This is a genomic window from Paenibacillus sp. J22R232 (genome assembly GCF_056269165.1).
The window spans coordinates 153,691-171,013 of the sequence record NZ_JBWDNK010000002.1; the positions used below are offsets into that span (position 1 = coordinate 153,691).

16 protein-coding genes and 1 pseudogene are annotated in these 17,323 nt (G+C 42.9%); all 17 read left to right on the forward strand.

The window, feature by feature from the left end:
- Window positions 1-4 precede the first annotated feature (4 nt).
- The 17 genes and pseudogenes from AC0YN3_RS07115 to AC0YN3_RS07195 all read left to right on the forward strand — a co-directional run bounded on the left by AC0YN3_RS07115 (window position 5) and on the right by AC0YN3_RS07195 (window position 17,206).
- A complete protein-coding gene (locus tag AC0YN3_RS07115) occupies window positions 5-322 on the forward strand; it encodes a cytochrome C oxidase subunit IV family protein (RefSeq protein WP_139994795.1) in 318 nt (105 codons plus the stop codon).
- A gap of 91 nt (window positions 323-413) precedes the next feature.
- Window positions 414-1,310, forward strand: coding sequence for a cytochrome c oxidase assembly factor CtaG (gene ctaG, locus AC0YN3_RS07120; RefSeq protein WP_475774425.1), 897 nt, complete (start codon window positions 414-416; stop codon window positions 1,308-1,310).
- A 15-nt stretch (window positions 1,311-1,325) separates the two neighbouring features.
- Entirely contained in the window at window positions 1,326-1,811 is a 486-nt protein-coding gene (locus AC0YN3_RS07125; protein ID WP_475774426.1) for a DUF420 domain-containing protein, read from the forward strand.
- A 263-nt stretch (window positions 1,812-2,074) separates the two neighbouring features.
- Window positions 2,075-2,800, forward strand: coding sequence for a hypothetical protein (locus AC0YN3_RS07130; RefSeq protein WP_475774427.1), 726 nt, complete (start codon window positions 2,075-2,077; stop codon window positions 2,798-2,800).
- 29 nt (window positions 2,801-2,829) lie between these two features.
- Window positions 2,830-3,216: a GntR family transcriptional regulator gene (locus tag AC0YN3_RS07135; RefSeq protein ID WP_475774428.1), complete on the forward strand. Its 387-nt coding sequence runs from the start codon at window positions 2,830-2,832 to the stop codon at window positions 3,214-3,216.
- Between the two features lie 9 nt (window positions 3,217-3,225).
- Window positions 3,226-4,146: an ABC transporter ATP-binding protein gene (locus tag AC0YN3_RS07140; RefSeq protein ID WP_475774429.1), complete on the forward strand. Its 921-nt coding sequence runs from the start codon at window positions 3,226-3,228 to the stop codon at window positions 4,144-4,146.
- Between the two features lie 18 nt (window positions 4,147-4,164).
- Window positions 4,165-5,070 carry an ABC transporter ATP-binding protein gene (locus tag AC0YN3_RS07145; protein WP_475774430.1) on the forward strand — a complete coding sequence of 302 codons (906 nt, stop codon included), beginning with the start codon at window positions 4,165-4,167 and terminating at the stop codon, window positions 5,068-5,070.
- Window positions 5,063-6,370, forward strand: coding sequence for an ABC transporter permease (locus AC0YN3_RS07150; RefSeq protein ID WP_475774431.1), 1,308 nt, complete (start codon window positions 5,063-5,065; stop codon window positions 6,368-6,370). Before AC0YN3_RS07145 ends, AC0YN3_RS07150 begins: the two co-directional genes overlap by 8 nt.
- A gap of 491 nt (window positions 6,371-6,861) precedes the next feature.
- The gene (locus AC0YN3_RS07155; RefSeq protein WP_475775093.1) at window positions 6,862-6,945 is read left to right on the forward strand and encodes a hypothetical protein; all 84 of its coding nucleotides are present in this window, start codon (window positions 6,862-6,864) and stop codon (window positions 6,943-6,945) included.
- Between the two features lie 259 nt (window positions 6,946-7,204).
- Window positions 7,205-7,392: pseudogene (locus tag AC0YN3_RS07160) on the forward strand (rhamnogalacturonan lyase family protein); the annotation flags it as partial.
- 199 nt (window positions 7,393-7,591) lie between these two features.
- Complete coding sequence (locus AC0YN3_RS07165) at window positions 7,592-9,289, forward strand: type 2 periplasmic-binding domain-containing protein (protein ID WP_475774432.1); 1,698 nt, start codon at window positions 7,592-7,594, stop codon at window positions 9,287-9,289.
- A gap of 89 nt (window positions 9,290-9,378) precedes the next feature.
- Window positions 9,379-10,275 (forward strand): ABC transporter permease, encoded by an 897-nt coding sequence (locus AC0YN3_RS07170; protein ID WP_475775094.1) that lies wholly within the window; start codon window positions 9,379-9,381, stop codon window positions 10,273-10,275.
- Between the two features lie 17 nt (window positions 10,276-10,292).
- Window positions 10,293-11,171 (forward strand): carbohydrate ABC transporter permease, encoded by an 879-nt coding sequence (locus AC0YN3_RS07175; protein WP_475774433.1) that lies wholly within the window; start codon window positions 10,293-10,295, stop codon window positions 11,169-11,171.
- Between the two features lie 54 nt (window positions 11,172-11,225).
- Entirely contained in the window at window positions 11,226-12,320 is a 1,095-nt protein-coding gene (locus AC0YN3_RS07180; protein ID WP_475775095.1) for a glycoside hydrolase family 88 protein, read from the forward strand.
- A gap of 34 nt (window positions 12,321-12,354) precedes the next feature.
- The gene (locus tag AC0YN3_RS07185; RefSeq protein ID WP_475774434.1) at window positions 12,355-13,524 is read left to right on the forward strand and encodes a TolB-like translocation protein; all 1,170 of its coding nucleotides are present in this window, start codon (window positions 12,355-12,357) and stop codon (window positions 13,522-13,524) included.
- A gap of 327 nt (window positions 13,525-13,851) precedes the next feature.
- Window positions 13,852-15,567, forward strand: a complete 1,716-nt coding sequence (locus AC0YN3_RS07190; RefSeq protein ID WP_475774435.1) for a sensor histidine kinase — start codon at window positions 13,852-13,854, stop codon at window positions 15,565-15,567.
- 16 nt (window positions 15,568-15,583) lie between these two features.
- Window positions 15,584-17,206: a response regulator transcription factor gene (locus tag AC0YN3_RS07195; protein WP_475774436.1), complete on the forward strand. Its 1,623-nt coding sequence runs from the start codon at window positions 15,584-15,586 to the stop codon at window positions 17,204-17,206.
- The last annotated feature ends 117 nt before the right edge of the window (window positions 17,207-17,323 follow it).

Sequence of the window (17,323 nt, forward strand, 5' to 3'; positions counted from 1 at the left end):
TTCCATGGCAAGCAATCACACAGCCACAGAGGAAAGCCCCAAGCGTCATAAGGTCGAAGGACCTAAGAAGCATATCATCGCCTTTATTTTCTCAGTCCTGCTTACGTTTATCGCATTCGCGACCGTAATCAGCGGCGAGATCAACAAAGATTTTATTTACATTATTTTGATCGGTTTAGCCGTTCTTCAAGTATTCGTTCAGATGGCATTCTGGATGCATATGAAGGATCGCGGTCATACATTCGCCATTATCGGCATTCTGACAGGCGTCTTCATCGTATTCACATGTGTAATCATGGCTGAATATTGGGCTTGGTGGTAATACATTGTTTTGATGGAGGAGAGGAGGGTCCCGAGGCTTGGGTCCCTCCTCTTTTCTCAAAAAGCTAGCGTAATTGAAAGGAGCTTCCACGATGCTTGGCTTACAATATTTTCGCTTCGAGGAATTGTGGACCCCGATGTTTCTATTCGGAATGGCTGCCATTGTCATTCTATATTTCTATTTGATCGGTCCATGGCGCGAGAAGCATGCTCCGCAAGCACCTGCTGCGACAGCAATGCAGAAAACGATGTTTGTTTCGGCTGCCGTTATGTTGTATTTGGTTCACGGTGGTCCTTTTAATCTATTAGGCCATCTCATGTTTACGTTTCATATGATCAATATGTCTGTCTCCTATTTAGTTGTTCCGCCGCTCGTACTGCTAGGAATACCAAGCTTTTTGTGGATCAAAATGTTTTCCGCTCCATTCTGGCGGAAATTAAGCTTTATGATGCATCCGATTATGTGTCTTGTGTTATTTAATGTCTTGTTCTCTGTTTATCATGTCCCTGTTGTCCATGACTATGTGATGACGCACTTCGCCGTGCATCGTCTTTATTATTTGATTCTCCTAATCACGTCATTTATGATGTGGTGGCAGATTACAGTTCCAGTTCCAGAGTGGGCTAGACTGACCGACTTGAAGCGGATGGCGTATGTATTCGCGAACGGCATGCTGCTTACACCGGCGTGCGCACTTATTATTTTCGCCAAAACGTCTATGTATGCAATCTATAGCGATCCCAACGTTTGGGTAACCGCGATGGGATATTGCGTATCGGGTGATCCGACAAGGCTGCTGGACAGCTTTAGCGGACCGCAATTTTTCAATTTGATGGATGTCGTTGAGGACCAACAGCTTGGCGGTATTGTGATGAAGTTCGTACAGGAAATCATGTACGGGGTGATCCTCGTCTATATTTTCAAGCAATGGTTCAAAAGTGAGCATACAGAGGATGATTTGCCGAATACGAATACCGGTACGGCTTAGGACGTACTAATCATTATGTTAATCATAGGTGGGGTAACGTTGAACAGTTATAATATTATGCCGACAATTAGTACCTTCTTCATCGTGCTGAGTGCCGTTCTTGTAGCGGTAGGCTGGAGGCTTGCCATTAAACGCAGGCTGGAAGAACATCAAAAGGTGATGTTCTACGCAGCGGTATCTGCGACGATTTTCTTCATCGTGTACGTGTCACGGACGATATTCGTCGGCAATACATCATGGGGCGGGCCGGATGGCTTGAAGCCTTATTACTTGATTTTCCTATTATTCCATATCGTGCTTGCTACGGTAGCTGCCGTATTCGGCATTACGACGCTAACGCTTGGTTATAAGAAAAAGTTTGCGAAGCATCGCAAATGGGGTAAGGTAACATCGATGATTTGGTTTGTTACTGCGATAACAGGGACAATGGTTTATGTGCTGCTGTACCTCATGTATCCAGGCGGCCATACGAAGCCGGTTATTGATGCGATTTTTGGATAAGCAATGAATAGGTTACACCATAGAAGCTGTGCATGCGATAAAGCAATCTTTCGCTTGCATGGCTTTTTAAAATATAAGGCTTTATAGGTTTCAAGCGATAAAGTGTTCTTCTATTTCTACGAGAAACGGATACCATCCTCTTGCAGGACGGCAAAGCCGTTTCTTTTTTTTATGGTAAGGGTTGACAACTGTGTATACAGTGAATATACTGTGTATAAGGATATATACAGTATAGAGAGTGAGCAATGAAAGGAGCGAGTGCTGTGGGATTATGGAAAGGCGCATGGTATTTGGCAAAGCATGAGCTTGCGAGAGATGGCTGGAAGAGCCTATTCACGTTATTGTTTGTCGGATATTTATTGTTATTTACGGTTCCAATGATGAACAACGTTCTTATTGGTGATAGCGACCAGATGATGAATTGGGCGACGGACTTTTTATATCTTACTTTCTTGCCCATTCTTGGCTTTGTTATTAATCAAACGATGATGCGTTACTGGAAAGAAGATTCTTATACAAGAAAGATGGTATTATGGCGCATATTGCCGATCTCATCAAGGCAAATCGCACTTGGACGAATTATACAGTTGAGCGTCGTTCTGTTCTGTGCCCATCTTGTCTATTTTATTTTGCAGTTCGTACTAGTGCGAAGCATGGGAGCGGAACTATCGGTTGCCACCTTTATTCAATACGCTGTGTTTTGGTTCGGTTACTCGCTTACAATAGCCATTATCTATGTATACTGGGAAATCGGTCATTCGGGTAAAACCTATTTTTTCTCCAATCTCATATATATCGCAATACTGCTAATCGTCACCGTATGCTTTACTACATTTAATGGCGGGACTATGGTAGCTGCTACCCTTCACGCAATTGAGGACGGTAGCTGGTGGTTGCCGATCATAGCCATTGCCGTTTGTGTGGTAGCCATATTGATTGGGATCAATCGGATTGAGAATCGACTGGAGAGCCGCAGCTATCGGGCATAGTTAATTGAGAATGGAAGAAGGTGAGGTTTATGCGGCTGCCGATACAGATCAACGAACAAAGTGCTGAGCCGCTTTACCATCAAATTGAAGTTCAACTAAGAGCTTTAATTGTCAGCGGCCAGTTGGCGGAGGGGATGCTGCTTCCGTCCATACGAGAGCTTGCGCAAACAGTCAAATGCAGTGTCATTACGGTGAAGCGCGTATATAACGATTTGGAAGCTGAAGGCCTGCTTCGAACGAGGCAAGGGACGGGGACCTACGTAGCGCAGGTAGGCGATCAAGAGCGAGACCGGCACCGGCTTGCTGCAGTCGTTGAGGCATTGGAGCAGGCTATCGTTGCCGCAAAGCGCGTGCAGTGTACGGAGGATGAGTTGAAGACGATATTCCAGGAAGCATTATCGAAACATTACGAATAACGGAGGGACATGATGATGAACGAGGCGTTGGCTATTCAACTAGACGGCGTAGAGCAGAGCCGTTCGAATTTTAAGCTTGGTCCGCTTCATATGAGTATTCCAAAAGGATATATTACAGCTATTGTTGGACCAAATGGTTGCGGCAAAAGCTCAACGTTCCGACTGATGCTCGATCTGGATAAAGCGGATAAAGGAACAATCGAGCTGCTTGGCTGCAATGTCAATCAAGGAATAGACACAGAGCTGAAGAAACGGATCGGATACTTGCATGATCAATCCTCCTCCCACGAGAACAATATGACTGGAGCCGCGAAAGCGGAGTTTCACCGGTTCTGGTACGATGACTGGGATATTAACCGTTACCGGGAGCTGCTGCATATCCTTGAGGTGGAGGATCATCTAATGCTAGGAAAAATGTCAAAAGGTATGCGGCGCAAATTTGAATTTGCGCTGGCGCTGGCGCATGGACCGGAGCTGCTCCTTCTGGATGAACCATCGTCAGGACTTGATCCGCTTGCCTGGAAAACGATGATTGAGGTGCTCCACCGTTACATGGATCGAGGAGATTGTACGATTCTGATGACTTCCCATATCATTGAAGAAGTAAAGCGGCTAGCCGATTACATCGTTTTTATGGCGCAGGGCAGGGTGCTTGGGATGTACGAGAAGGATGAGCTGTTCAGCAGCTGGTTCACGGTATTCGTTAGCGGGGCGGAGCTTACGTCGAAGAAAGCAGCCGAGCTGCCCGGACAATGCGGAGTCGAGCATGCTGGAGCGACAACTTTCCGGATTACGACGAACAAGGCGGCCGAAGCAGAGGAATGGTGCGCAGCAGAAGGATATCAGATTGTCAGCAGGCAGGCACTGGAGCTTGATGAAATCATGAGCGCGTTATTGCAGCAGGACCGATTGCATACAAGAAGGAACTAATAGAGGAGGAACAATACAATGCATCCATTAAGAGTAGAAAAAGTCGTTAAACAATACGGGGATAAAACAGCCGTCAACGGAATCAGCTTCGAGGTAAGCGAGGGAGAAATCTATGGCTTGCTTGGCGCGAACGGAGCAGGCAAGACGACTACGATGCGGATGGTGCTTGGCCTTATTTATCCGGACGAAGGCAACATCCTGTACAACGGGAAAGCTTACAGCAAGGAGCAGCTTCGCAATTTGGGTTATTTGCCGGAGGAGAGAGGCTTGTATCCAAAGGTGCGCATTAGCGACCAGCTCATCTACTTGGGTCAGCTGCGGGGCATGTCGAAGAAGGATGCCGATCAAAGCTTAAAGAAATGGTTAGATCGCTTTGATGTACCCGAGTATTACAACAAACGGGTGGAGGAGCTGTCTAAAGGAAATCAGCAGAAGATTGGATTCATCGCAAGCGTCATCCATTCACCGAAAATCGTCATTTTGGATGAAGCCTTCAGCGGTCTCGATCCGGTCAACGTGGAGCTGTTGAAATCGACGGTCAAAGAGCTGCGGGATTCAGGTAGCAGTATCCTGTTCTCGACGCATCGGATGGAGCATGTCGAGGAGCTATGCCGGAATATTACGATCCTGCATCGCTCGAATGTCGTGCTGAAAGGCAATTTGAAAGACATCAAAAAACAGTTTCCCAAAGAGCGCGTTATTCTCAGCACAGATAATGAAGTAACCGGGCTTGAAAGCCTAAATGGCGTTACGAAGGTGACCCGTCATGAGAATGGCTACGAGGTAGGCATTGCAAGCGAAGCAGCAGGCATGGACATTCTCCACCATGCGCTTAAACAAACAAATATTTCGAGGTTTGAGATAAAAGAACCGACATTAAACGAAATTTTTATTAAAACAGTAGGTGGTGACAGCCATGAATAGTTTTTGGACCGTAGTTGGCTTTACGTTAAAGAATAAATTCAGAGGCAAAGCATTTTTGGTAACAACGCTTATTATTGCTCTCATTATTACGATTGGTATTAATCTGCCTTATATTTTCTCCCAGTTCAACAGTGGCGATAAGGTTACGAGCATCGGTTATGTTCAATCGGCGCAATCAGAAGGCTCGGCGACAGGCAACAAGCTCAAAGCTTATTTCGAAGCGCAGGAGAAGCCAGGCGTAAAGCTGGTTCCTTATGAAGATAAGGGCTCAGAAGCCGAGAATGAGAAGCAGCTGAAGCAGGCCATTACGGATAAAGATATTAAGGGCTATCTAGCTTTCGGTAAAATGACAGACAGCGGTTTTCCGGAAATGACGTACAAATCCGAAAAAATGCTGGCATTCGAGCTAACGAGCTCTATCCAAAGTGGCTTGCAAGTCATTCGCCAGGGAACCGTCCTAAAGGATGCAGGTTTGAGCTCCGAGCAGTTGGCGCTGCTAAATGCGCCGATTGAGATTGCATCGGTACAGATCTCGGCTACGGATGGCGCAGGCAACCTCGGCGAAGGCAAAACGCCGGAAGAGCAAGCCGTTAACATGGGACTTGTGTACTTCATCGTCATTCTATTGTTCATGGCCATTATGATTACGGGTCAAATGATCGCGTCTGAAATTACGGCAGAAAAAAGCTCGCGCGTAATGGAGCTGCTCATTACGAGCGTATCACCGCTCAAGCAAATGTTCGGCAAAATCGTCGGCATGTTTTTAGTAGGCTTGATTCAAATTACGGTATATGTGCTCGTTATCATCATAAACATAAAATTGCCGCACAATAACGAAATGCTTGAAAAGTTCAACATCGATCTGTCGCAGATTGATCCGATGCTTCTGATGTACTCCGTGCTGTTCTATTTGACAGGTTACTTCCTATTTGCAACCTTGTTCGCTGCGGTAGGTTCAATCGTCAGCCGCACCGAGGATCTGGGTCAAGCGGTATTGCCAATCACGATGCTCTCGCTGGCTGGTTTCTACATCGCGATCTTCAGTATCTCAAGCCCGGACAGCATGCTGGTTCAGATTTCATCGTTCATTCCATTCTTCTCGCCATTCGTTATGCTGTTAAGATTAGGCTTGACCGATCCGCCAATGTGGCAGGTGCTGGGCTCGATCGGGCTGCTGCTCGTAACGATCTACGCATCGGTATGGGTTTCTGCGAAAATTTATCGCACAGGCGTACTGATGTACGGCAAGCGTCCTACGTTTAAGGAGCTTCGCAAGGCGATGAAGGCTTATAAGATTTAGGGGGACGCCCTTGATTTAAAATAAATGCTTATGAATCAAGGGTTTGCTACTGTAAGAACTTCAAAGCGATTACTAAAATAGTTTTAATATTTATACCAAGTATGTGCATGAAGAAATTTGGACATGTATATTAATTCGCTACAGGAATCCTAACTTGAAATGTGAGATTAATCAAACAGCGGTATTCTAGGACTTTATTTCGTATTATTTGGTCAACCAGAGATTTCTGGTTGGCCTTTTTTCTTAGGCGTCATATGATGGCGGTAGCCGAGAGAACGTGGACTTTATTGGGGTGTACCCCGTCGTGAAAATAGTTCTCTCATTCCCCCAATGACCATGTTTGAGTTGGTTGTGACAGGAATCTCGTATCACAAGCGAAGCTATGGGTTTGGAATCATCGTGGGAGTGACGGAAATTTAAAAATCAGTGAGAGAAATATGCAACTGCGAAAAGTAAAAACCGACGCTGCAGATGCATGGCACTTAGCCGACATGTACTATCGAGGCGATGTAACACCACATCGAACATGGGAGCAATTGTATACCGAGCTACAGCATGTAACAAGACAACATTAGTTCATAACTTCGTTGTATGTTCAGGCAAAGCTAAACTCGAGAGCTTATTGGATTAGGTATTTCCAACGTTTGAGAAGCTATTCAGTAATCTCTTCTCATCTCCTGCACTTAAAGTACTGCAGTGTTTTCTGAACGACGAGTTTGAGCTGAGGTCCAACAGTTTGGTGGAACGGAGCTCGCTAAGGGTTATGACGACTTTCGCAACGTGTTTTGAAATATACGTGTAGCGGTCCAGCAGTAGTTGAAATATGGGATTAACTACACTTTCATGCATGATCCGGTATATCGATTAAGCGTAGCTTGGCAAAACGCTGCATATAACCAGCCTACTCATCCCAGGTTCTTTTTGGTACTGGAATAACAACAACAGCTCAACCGAATATTTATACCGTTAATTCAAAAAAAGAAGTTGCGGCTCCAGTAGCTTCGGTGAAATCAGGGGAATAATCCGAAACGAAACGAGTTGCATTAAGTACAAGTACGTTTTTTATGGAAGCTATAAGGACAATATGAAGCAATGGATGCGTAAATATTGAAAAATAGATTGAATAAGGTTCGGAAAGCTTTGCTTTAATATCCTAGTTAAAGCCAGTTGCAGTCCCTATACTTGAAAGAGTAACCAATACTAAATTTGGGGGTAGTTAGAATGAAAGGCGGTACTAAAAAGAAGTTATTTCTTATAATGCTTGCGCTGTTTATTATGGCGAGTTTGATCGGTTGTGCTTCAAAGGAAGATAATTCGCCGAACGACACAGTGAAAACTACCGATCCTGCTGGCGAAGAAGGAGTTAGTGAGTCAAAATACAAGGAAAAATATGATCCGCCTGTTACGATAACGACTGTATGGGGGGTAGATCCGACTCTTGAATTTAAGAATGGTGAGACGATTGAGAACAATGTAGCCACAAAATGGGCAAAGGAAAAATTAGGTATTGAAGTGAAAACCCTTTGGTCTGTCACCGACACGAATGGCGCATTTAATACGAAACTAAGGCTGGCGATGTCCTCTGGCCAAGAAATGCCCGATATTGTAACCGTAAGAGATAAGCTACTAGCATCTGAACTGATAGAATCCGGGATGTTTAGAGAAGTGGGAAGCCTATTCGATCAATATGCCAATGACAAATGGAAAAAAGCTATGAATTTAGATCCAGGCGTATGGACTGCATATTCGCGTAATGGCGAAAGAATGGGTATTCCTCTTCTAGATGCTGCTTATAACTCCGATTATCTATTGTGGATCAGGCAGGATTGGCTGGATAAGCTTGGTTTGCAATTGCCCAAAACGATTGACGAGCTTGAAGTCGTCATGGAAGCTTTTAAGAATAACAATCCTGATGGATTGGCTCCTGAAAAGGTGACACCATTAAGCGTTGGATGGAAGACTTCCATGAAGACGTGGCGGGGCGATCCGTCCTGGATTTTCGGGGCGTACGGTACGATTCCGAAACAATGGAACGAAGCTGGAGATGGTTCTTTAGAATACGGATCCATTCATTCGGGAATGAAGGATGGATTAGTGAAGTTAAAAGAATGGCATGAGAAGGGCTACATTCCTAATGAAGCGGCATTGTGGGACGAGAATAAAGTCCCTGAACCAGCAGTGGCAGGAACAGCGGGGATCATCCCTGGACCTTTTTGGATGATTGGCTCGACTCTTAGACCAACCGTTGAGAATGTACCGCATGCTGTATGGAAGCCTCTTTATATTCCTACAGGTCCAGACGGAACGGCTATGCGTCATGGAACGCATTATGTAACTGATGTTACGCTTATCAATAAGAACATGAAAAATCCAGAAGCATTCTTTACGTATCAAAACTATATGTTTGAAAATTACGCTGATCCGCAGGCGGGTGGAGAGTTTCAGCATGGTACTTTTGAAGGTTATGACTATGTACTAGATGCGAATGGAAAGGTACTTACTGGAGATGATGTTCCTGGGGGTGGGGTAAATGCAACGAGGTATTTCCTCGTACGTGACGGAGCGAGAATTCCCGACCTATTTGTAAATTCGGTGCTGGGTATGGCTGGCGGCAAAGAGCCTACCAATAAAGCCGGAAGAGAGGCCATTCAATTTTATACCAAAGAAGTTGTTAATATTGTTGAGAAGCTAATGGAGCAGGCAGACATTTCGAAGAAGGACATGTTTGTAGGGCCTACAACGGAGACGATGAAGTCAAGGTTTGATTATTTAAATAAACTTGAGGAAACCGTCTTTAACGAAATTATATATGGCAAGAAGGGTCCCGAGGCTTTTGATGAATTTGTAGCAACTTGGAAATCCTCAGGCGGGGATGATATTACAAGAGAAGTTAACGAATGGTATCAAAGTACGAAATAAAGGCTAGGTCGGAGGGGGAGTCCAACAAGGGTGGGACTCCCCTCTCTCTTACCAATTAAATGAAAAAGACTGGAGGATGAAGCGAAGTGATGCATAACATCAAGAAATACTGGTATTTTCATCTCATGATATTACCTTCCCTTATCTTTTTGATCATTTTTGCTTATTTACCTATGGCTGGCTTGGTTATAGCCTTTCAGGACTTTAAACCATGGAATGGCATTCTGGGATCAGAATGGATTGGTTTTAAGAACTTTACTTACTTATTTGAACGTGAAGACAGTGTTCAGGTCATTTGGAATACGCTTATTATTGCGGTGATGAAGATGTTCTTTAATCTGCTGGCGCCGTTTACTTTCGCTGTTTTTTTGAACGAGGTTCGCAAGCAAGGTCTTAAAAGATCGATCCAGACACTCGTCTACCTTCCCCACTTTCTGTCATGGGTCATTCTTGGGGGCATTCTCACAGATATATTATCTACCGATGGGGGCATTGTGAATCAACTGCTTACAAATTTATTCGGCATCAAACCCGTTTTCTTCCTTGGCGATGGCAATTGGTTCCGATTCACGGTCATTGTAACAGATGTTTGGAAGGAGTTCGGATTTGCGACAGTCGTTTTTCTTGCAGCGCTTTCTAATGTGAATCCTTCTTTGTACGAAGCAGCTGTTTGCGATGGGGCGAATCGCTTCAAACAGACGATTTATATTACGATTCCATCTATGATTCCTATTACGGTTGTTGTGGGTGTACTGTCGCTTGGCAGTGTTTTAAACGCAGGTTTTGATCAAATATTCAACTTGTATAATCCTCTCGTATATCAAAAAGGCGATATTATCGATACCTTCGTGTATAGAATGGGAATATTAAGCGGCCAGATGGGGTTTGGAACGGCCATCGGATTGTTTAAGTCGGTTGTTGGCATGATTCTAATCGTTATCTCGTACCGTTTGGCAGATAAATTAGCAAATTACAGAATATTCTAGAATGGAGGAAGCGGGAAATGTACTATAAAAGTGCATCTTACAGAGTCTTTACGATTATTAATAATTCAGCGCTGCTTGCAATCGCAATTATGTGTATTATCCCATTACTCCATGTACTTGCTGTTTCTTTAAGTTCAAAGGCGGCGGCAGACGGTAACATGGTTGTTTTATGGCCAGTTGATTTTAATCTTGAAGCTTATAAGAAAACGATAAACAATCCTGTTTTTCTTAACTCTATTCTGGTTTCTATCCAAAGAACCGTAATTGGAACGGGATTAACCCTATTCTTAGCATTCCTGGCTGCTTATCCGCTATCCAAGGAAGAAAATGCATTTAAAGGAAGGAATATATATTCGTGGATTTTTGTATTTACGATGGTTTTCACCGGCGGTCTTGTTCCCACTTATATTGTCATTCAAAAAATGGGATTAATGGATTCGTTTTGGGTTATGGTGCTGCCTCATGCAGTAAATGTGTGGCTAACGATCCTGCTTTTAAACTTTTTCAGGGGAGTTCCCAAGGAATTAGAGGAAGCGGCGCTGATTGACGGAGCAAGTCAGTTCCGTACCATGTTCAGTATATACTTGCCCGTTTCATTGCCAGCGATCGCGACATTAGCTTTATTCAGCATTGTCTATCATTGGAATTCCTGGTTTGATGGTCTGTTGTATTTGTCGAATTCTACGGATTATCCGTTAGCAACCTTCCTGCAAACGGTCATTATTCAACGCGATATGAGTTCGATGAGCCTCGATCCCAGAGAAATGGATTTGCTCTCTCAGAGGACGATCAAAGCAGCTCAAATTTTCATCGGTGCGCTGCCTGTTATTGTGGTATACCCCTTCCTGCAGAAGTATTTCGTAAAAGGGCTAGTGGTAGGTTCGGTTAAAGAGTGAGTGAAAGCGTTAGAAGGTTAAAGGATAAGGGGGAGAACTGGCTTGATATTCGATATGGAGTTTAGAAGGCAGCTTGAGCAAAAAGTGGATGCAATGATCAAAAGCATAGGTGACAAATCGCCGCATTTCGCAGGTGGAGATGGGAAATACGATGAAATGCCGACGGATTGGTGGACATCCGGGTTTTGGCCGGGCATTCTCTGGATCTTACATGACCTTACAGGGAAAGAGCATTATAAGAAGGCCGCATGGCATTGGGATGAAGTTCTAGAGCCATGGTTTATCAATCTTACGGATGATATCCATCACGATGTAGGCTTTCAGTTCTTACCCACAGCGGTTATTAAGCATACGATTACGAATGACAAGGACGCTTACCGTCGGGGAATAGTAGCGGCGAATTTTTTGGCTGGCCGATATAATGCAGCGGGACAGTTTATTCGTGCATGGAATGGGGATTTGAACGGATGGACCATTATTGATTGCATGATGAATATTTCTTTGTTGTTCTGGGCGAGCAGGGAGACTGGGGACCCTCGTTATAAGCATATTGCGGTCCGTCATGCGGATACGGCGTTGAAACATTTTATTAGGGAAGATGGATCGTCCCGCCATATCGTCAGCTTCGATCCGGAATCGGGCGAATTTATAGAGGGTCTTGGCGGTCAAGGAGCCGGACCAGAGTCAGCATGGAGCCGCGGAACAGGCTGGGCATTATACGGATTTGTCAATGCCTATAAGAATACGGAAGATGCCCGTTATTTACAAGCCTCTAAGAGGGTTGCCCACTTTTTCTTGTCGAATCTGCCGGAAGATCTGGTCCCGTATTGGGATTTCAGATTGCCTTCTAGGGAAGGACAGCCACGAGATAGCTCTGCAGCGGCGATCGCTGCATCCGGGTTGTTGGAATTGGCAGAGGCAGTGCCTGAAGTGGAACGCAGTTTGTATCGGGATGGCGCAATTAACATTTTAACGTCGTTGACTGAAAAGTATTCATCTGTATACGATTTGTCGCGTGACTCGATCTTGAATGGAGCGACGGGACATAAGCCGGCGGAGATGTATGTGGATGGATCTCTTATCTATGGCGATTACTATTATGTCGAGGCGATCGCCAAGCTGCTTGGCTGGAAAAATCGCATTTTTTAAAATTTAGAAGCATGATAAGGGAGGATATACGTGCGTGAAAGGAACGGTATGGAACGAATCGCAATTATACAATGACCCAGTTACCTTAAGAAAAGTAAGACAGATTACTACAAAAGGGATGATCAATACAATTCCTTCCTATCATACGGGGCAATCTTTTACCGACGATGGTGAATATGTAATATTCATTTCGGTCAGAGAAGGAAAGAGTGCATTATACAAGGCTCATTTGCCGACAGGAGATATCACATGCCTTATAGAGCCTATAGATGGTATAGGCAGCCTTGAAGAAATATATAAATTTGGAAACGGAAGGGGCATACCCATTGGGCCGGTATTAGCACCAAAGAGCAGGTGGGCTTATTATCTTGTAGGAAGACAAATTAGAGCGGTTCATATTGATACATTGGAAGAAGAGATCATTGTTGAAGGTGTAGATGGTAAATATTTTATAGAATCTATAGCCGTGTCACCAGACGAGGAAAACATGGTGTACTTAGTCAATGTGCTGCATCCGGAAAAACATGATGGACAAAGTTATCAAATATTTATTAAACCGATAGGTAGCCAACCAGAAGTTTTGTTTGCAGAAGATGGATTGAAGGCAGGTCATCTCATGTACAATCCCATAGACCCTGATCTATTGATGTATTGCCGTGATACAGGTCCGAGTCCTAGCAATAGGGTAGGGGAGCATGGAAGAGTCTGGATTTATAAGATATCGGAAGGGAGCTTAACAGAAGTAAAAACAAACGAGAAACAGAATTTCCAGACTCATAACGCATGGACCTGGGATGGAAAAGGAATCGTGTATCACGGAATCATAAACAACGTGGGATGGAAAAATAATACGACTGAGGGCGGATGGTACATCGGCTTGGCTGGATTGGATGGTAATCCGATTAGAGAATACAGTTTTAAAGACGCGAAGCATTACGGTCATGTTTCTGCGATGCAAGGTAAAAATGCAGCTATTATTGACGGGAATATTCTGGATGGTCTATTGATGTGGGTTTATTTCGATCAGGAAAACCCTAACATTGAGATCATCGCACAACATGGCACAGACTTTACATCAATGACTGGTCAGTATTCACATCCTCATGCTATTTGTGATCCTACAGGAAGGTGGATCGTGTACAATAGCGCGCCAAGGATTATATTTTCGGGTGCAAGAAGTGATATATACTCGGTTGAAGTATAACTAAACTGAAGGACTCAGCAGTGTGTAAATCGACGTATTTTCGGAGTAATAGAACTTGCTATCAGGAGCGCCACATGGCGCTTCTTTTTTAAAATAAGACTTTAAATGCCTCACCCGATAAAGTATTTTTCCTGGAATAAGAATGATCCTTCCATTGACAACTTGAAGGTGTTTTTCAAATGAGTGCAAGCAATCTTCATACATCTTCTCTTAATCAGAATATAGTACATGTCATGAGAATATGATGCATTGCTCATCATTTCACTAAGGGTTACTCTTATAGTATCGTAGTGATTTATCCAATTCTATAAGAACAGGTGAATCGATATGCCCAAATTTAATTTGTTTAGAAAAATTGTATTATTGCTTACCATTATTTTAATTCCAATATTGAGCTTGTACTATTACAACAATAAAACGAGTATGAAAATATTGGAATCTGAATTAAATTCAGTCAATAATAATCAGCTTATATTTTTTCAAAATCAGATGAATACGCAAATTAATTCGCTATCTTTATGGCCGCAATTGCTAATGTTTGATCCTGCAATAGCAGAGCTTAAAAATTTGATTAGTGCAAAGCCTAAATTAGAATTGGACGCCATTAATTTAATTAAGGATATACAAGTGAAATTAGGAATCCATGAAAACTCCTCCAATTGGAGCAGTAATATATATGTATATAGTCCAGTACTAGGAAGAGTGATCTCGACGGCACGAGTTGATAATTATCAATATAATAAGGATATTGAACATGAAAACTATGTGTGGCAAGTTCAAGAAACGGCCGACGAGAAGTTGCAATTTTCTATAAAAGTGTCATCCCCTTATCCTATTAATTATGATACGACGATACCTAATATCATACTTGAAGTTGCCTTCGATAGCTCTAATATTATTAATATACTGGATAAATTCAAAAGTGATGGCAGAAGTGATCCGTTCTTTTATAAACCCGGAGATCATGTCATTAGGAACAGTACAGCTAATGCTGAATTAATTGATCAGCTCATTCAAGCACTAGATAGGCAAGAGAATAAGGTGTCAAACAATCAGATTGAGCTAAATGGCGAGACGTACTGGATTGGCTCCGTTCAGTCTTCATTGAATGGATGGTATTTAATTGACTACGTGCCTCTGTCAGAAATTATGCGGCCGATTGATTATAATAATCGTTTATTTGTATTCACAGTCGGCGGGTTATTATTTATGAGTTTTGTAGTCGCCTATGTTTTATATTCGCAGGTGCAAGTGCCAATAAGAGAGCTCGTTAAAAGCTTCCAAAAAATAAAAAATGCCCACTACGAAGTGCGCATTAAAGCGAAAGGGAATAATGAATTTACGTATTTATTTCATAGATTTAACGGAATGGCAGAGCAAATTCAAGATTTATTCGGCAGGGTTTACCTGGAGCAGTTGCATGTAAAAGAAGCGAGGCTAAAGCAGCTTCAGTCACAGATTAATCCGCACTTTTTTTATAACTGCTTTACGTTCATAACAAGTATGGCCAAGTTTAATGATGTGCGGGCTGTAGTGGCAATGACCGAAAACCTGGCAAGCTATTATCGCTATACAACGAGACAAGAAAAAGAATATGTTCTCCTTAGGGAAGAGCTTGAATTTGTTAAGGTATATATGGAAATTCAAAACTTAAGATTAAAGCGCTTATCTTATCACATCGATATTCCTCTCTATATTCAAAAAATGGAGATTCCGCTATTGCTTATACAGCCCATTGTAGAAAATGCAGTTCTGCATGGCTTGGAACCGAGGACGGATGAAGGCATCATAAAAATTACGGGAGAAATCTATGATGATGAGGTTCGTCTTATCGTTGAGGATAATGGCATCGGAATGAGTTTGGACGAGAGGGCTAAGCTACAAGCCAAGCTGAATTACCCTATGGAGGAAACGATGGGCTGCGGCTTGTGGAACGTTCATCAGCGGCTTGTTCTGCGATATGGCGAACAGACGGGGGTGCAATTGAAAGCCTCAGCGCTAGGTGGCTTACGAGTAGAGCTGATTTGGAAGCATTCTATATAGAAAGTGGGAGAAGGCTGTGTTTGAAATTTTACTCATTGACGATGAGTCACACATTACGGCAAGCATTAAAAAAACGATTCCGTGGCATGAAATTGAAGTGCAACACGTATATGAAGCACACAGTGCTGAACAAGCGATTGAGCTGCTGGAAAATCAATCGATAGATATTGTGATTACGGATATTCAAATGCCTGGAATGAATGGCCTTCAGTTGGTGGAATTGCTACGCAGTCGTTGGCCCTATATTCGTTGTATCTTTGTAACGGGCTATGCGGATTTTGAATATGCACGAAAAGCGTTAAAGCTGCAAGCCTTTGATTATTTACTAAAGCCTGTCAAAGATGAGGATATGATTCGAAGCATTTCTAATGCCATTGACGTGTTGAAGGATGAATGGAACGAAGAAGAAAAAAATCATAAAATCAGCTATAATTTCAAATCCAATTATAATGTGCTCATTACGAATTTGTTCCATGATTTATTGCTGGGCAGAACGATGACAATCGCAAGTGTGGAAGAGAAATTCAAGCAATATGAGGTGGCGCTAAATACGGATGAGGAAACGGTTCTGTTGCTATTCCAATTATATAATGTCACGTATGATGAGCAATCATTGAAATTAATAGAATATGCTGTTGGCAATATTGCTCTGGAAACGTTTCAGGACGCCTTTCATGTGCTGCACAGTAAAACGCCGCATAATTGCTCGATGCTATTAATACAAGTTAAGCAAGACGGAGTCAATCGCATCTATATGTCCCCTCAGCGAAGATCAGAGTTATTTAAAGAGCGGATTAATAGCTTTCAGAAAAGTGTGAGCAACTATTTGAATATGAATATTTCGATTGTCGTGTCAGGATGGTTTGTTTTCCCTAATGAGCTATCTCAAGAGTATCGTTCTATATTAAGCAACTATTATTTGATGAATAGCCATCATCAGCCAGCTGTAACCTATAAGGATTCTTCTCAATCAATGAGTGAGAAGACCATTTATTCCTTGGAAAGTCTATATAAGCCGCCTACATTAATTAATTTATTGGAGTCCAAGCAGTGGCTGACGGCACGCAGCAAATTAGAGGATATTTTCCAAGAGCTGCGATCGGCATGCAGTATTGAGACCTTGTACGAGGTTTACTTCTCCGTGACGAATACCTTCCTATATGTTGCGCATAAGCAAGGACAAGGAATATCCCAAATTGACCAATTAAACGATGATTTGTTAATGGATCGCGGGATGCTTAACTCTGTTGCTAAATTAAAGGAATGGACGCTCTCAACGTTGAACGCGTTAGAGGATACAATGGCGGAAAACGATCAATACACGAAAGGTTATATCGTCTCGAAGGTACAAGCTTTATTGTCAAAAAGTTTAGGAGCTGACGTTTCCGTTAAATCCATCGCAGATTCCGTGAATTTGCATCCCGTGTACTTGTCGAAAATCTATAAGCTGGAGACAGGTGAAGGCTTAAGCGACTATATCATTCGTATGAAAATGGAAAGAGCGCTGTACATGCTCAAAAATACGACGAAAAAAATATATGAGATTACGGAAGAGCTTGGTTATCAAAACTCGCAGTCGTTTAGGAAGATGTTCAAAAGGTATTTTAATATGAGCCCGAATGAGTTTAGAGAGAGTTGAGTTGGCAACAAGACATTGAGCAAGAATGAAGAAGAGGTTTCAAAAGATTCGGAAACCTTGATTTTAGTATCCTAGTTGAAGCCAGCTGCAGTCCCTATAATTGATAGAGTAGCCGTA

What these genes read in the sequence shown, in the direction of transcription:
- AC0YN3_RS07125 (WP_475774426.1), top strand. Translation starts at nt 1,326, where the DNA reads ATGTTAATCATAGGTGGGGTAACGTTGAACAGTTATAATATTATGCCG.
- AC0YN3_RS07155 (WP_475775093.1), top strand. Translation starts at nt 6,862, where the DNA reads ATGTACTATCGAGGCGATGTAACACCACATCGAACATGGGAGCAATTG.
- AC0YN3_RS07145 (WP_475774430.1), top strand. Translation starts at nt 4,165, where the DNA reads ATGCATCCATTAAGAGTAGAAAAAGTCGTTAAACAATACGGGGATAAA.
- AC0YN3_RS07175 (WP_475774433.1), top strand. Translation starts at nt 10,293, where the DNA reads ATGTACTATAAAAGTGCATCTTACAGAGTCTTTACGATTATTAATAAT.
- AC0YN3_RS07165 (WP_475774432.1), top strand. Translation starts at nt 7,592, where the DNA reads ATGAAAGGCGGTACTAAAAAGAAGTTATTTCTTATAATGCTTGCGCTG.
- AC0YN3_RS07135 (WP_475774428.1), top strand. Translation starts at nt 2,830, where the DNA reads ATGCGGCTGCCGATACAGATCAACGAACAAAGTGCTGAGCCGCTTTAC.
- AC0YN3_RS07140 (WP_475774429.1), top strand. Translation starts at nt 3,226, where the DNA reads ATGATGATGAACGAGGCGTTGGCTATTCAACTAGACGGCGTAGAGCAG.
- AC0YN3_RS07150 (WP_475774431.1), top strand. Translation starts at nt 5,063, where the DNA reads ATGAATAGTTTTTGGACCGTAGTTGGCTTTACGTTAAAGAATAAATTC.
- AC0YN3_RS07190 (WP_475774435.1), top strand. Translation starts at nt 13,852, where the DNA reads ATGCCCAAATTTAATTTGTTTAGAAAAATTGTATTATTGCTTACCATT.
- AC0YN3_RS07180 (WP_475775095.1), top strand. Translation starts at nt 11,226, where the DNA reads ATGGAGTTTAGAAGGCAGCTTGAGCAAAAAGTGGATGCAATGATCAAA.
- ctaG (WP_475774425.1), top strand. Translation starts at nt 414, where the DNA reads ATGCTTGGCTTACAATATTTTCGCTTCGAGGAATTGTGGACCCCGATG.
- AC0YN3_RS07115 (WP_139994795.1), top strand. Translation starts at nt 5, where the DNA reads ATGGCAAGCAATCACACAGCCACAGAGGAAAGCCCCAAGCGTCATAAG.
- AC0YN3_RS07170 (WP_475775094.1), top strand. Translation starts at nt 9,379, where the DNA reads ATGCATAACATCAAGAAATACTGGTATTTTCATCTCATGATATTACCT.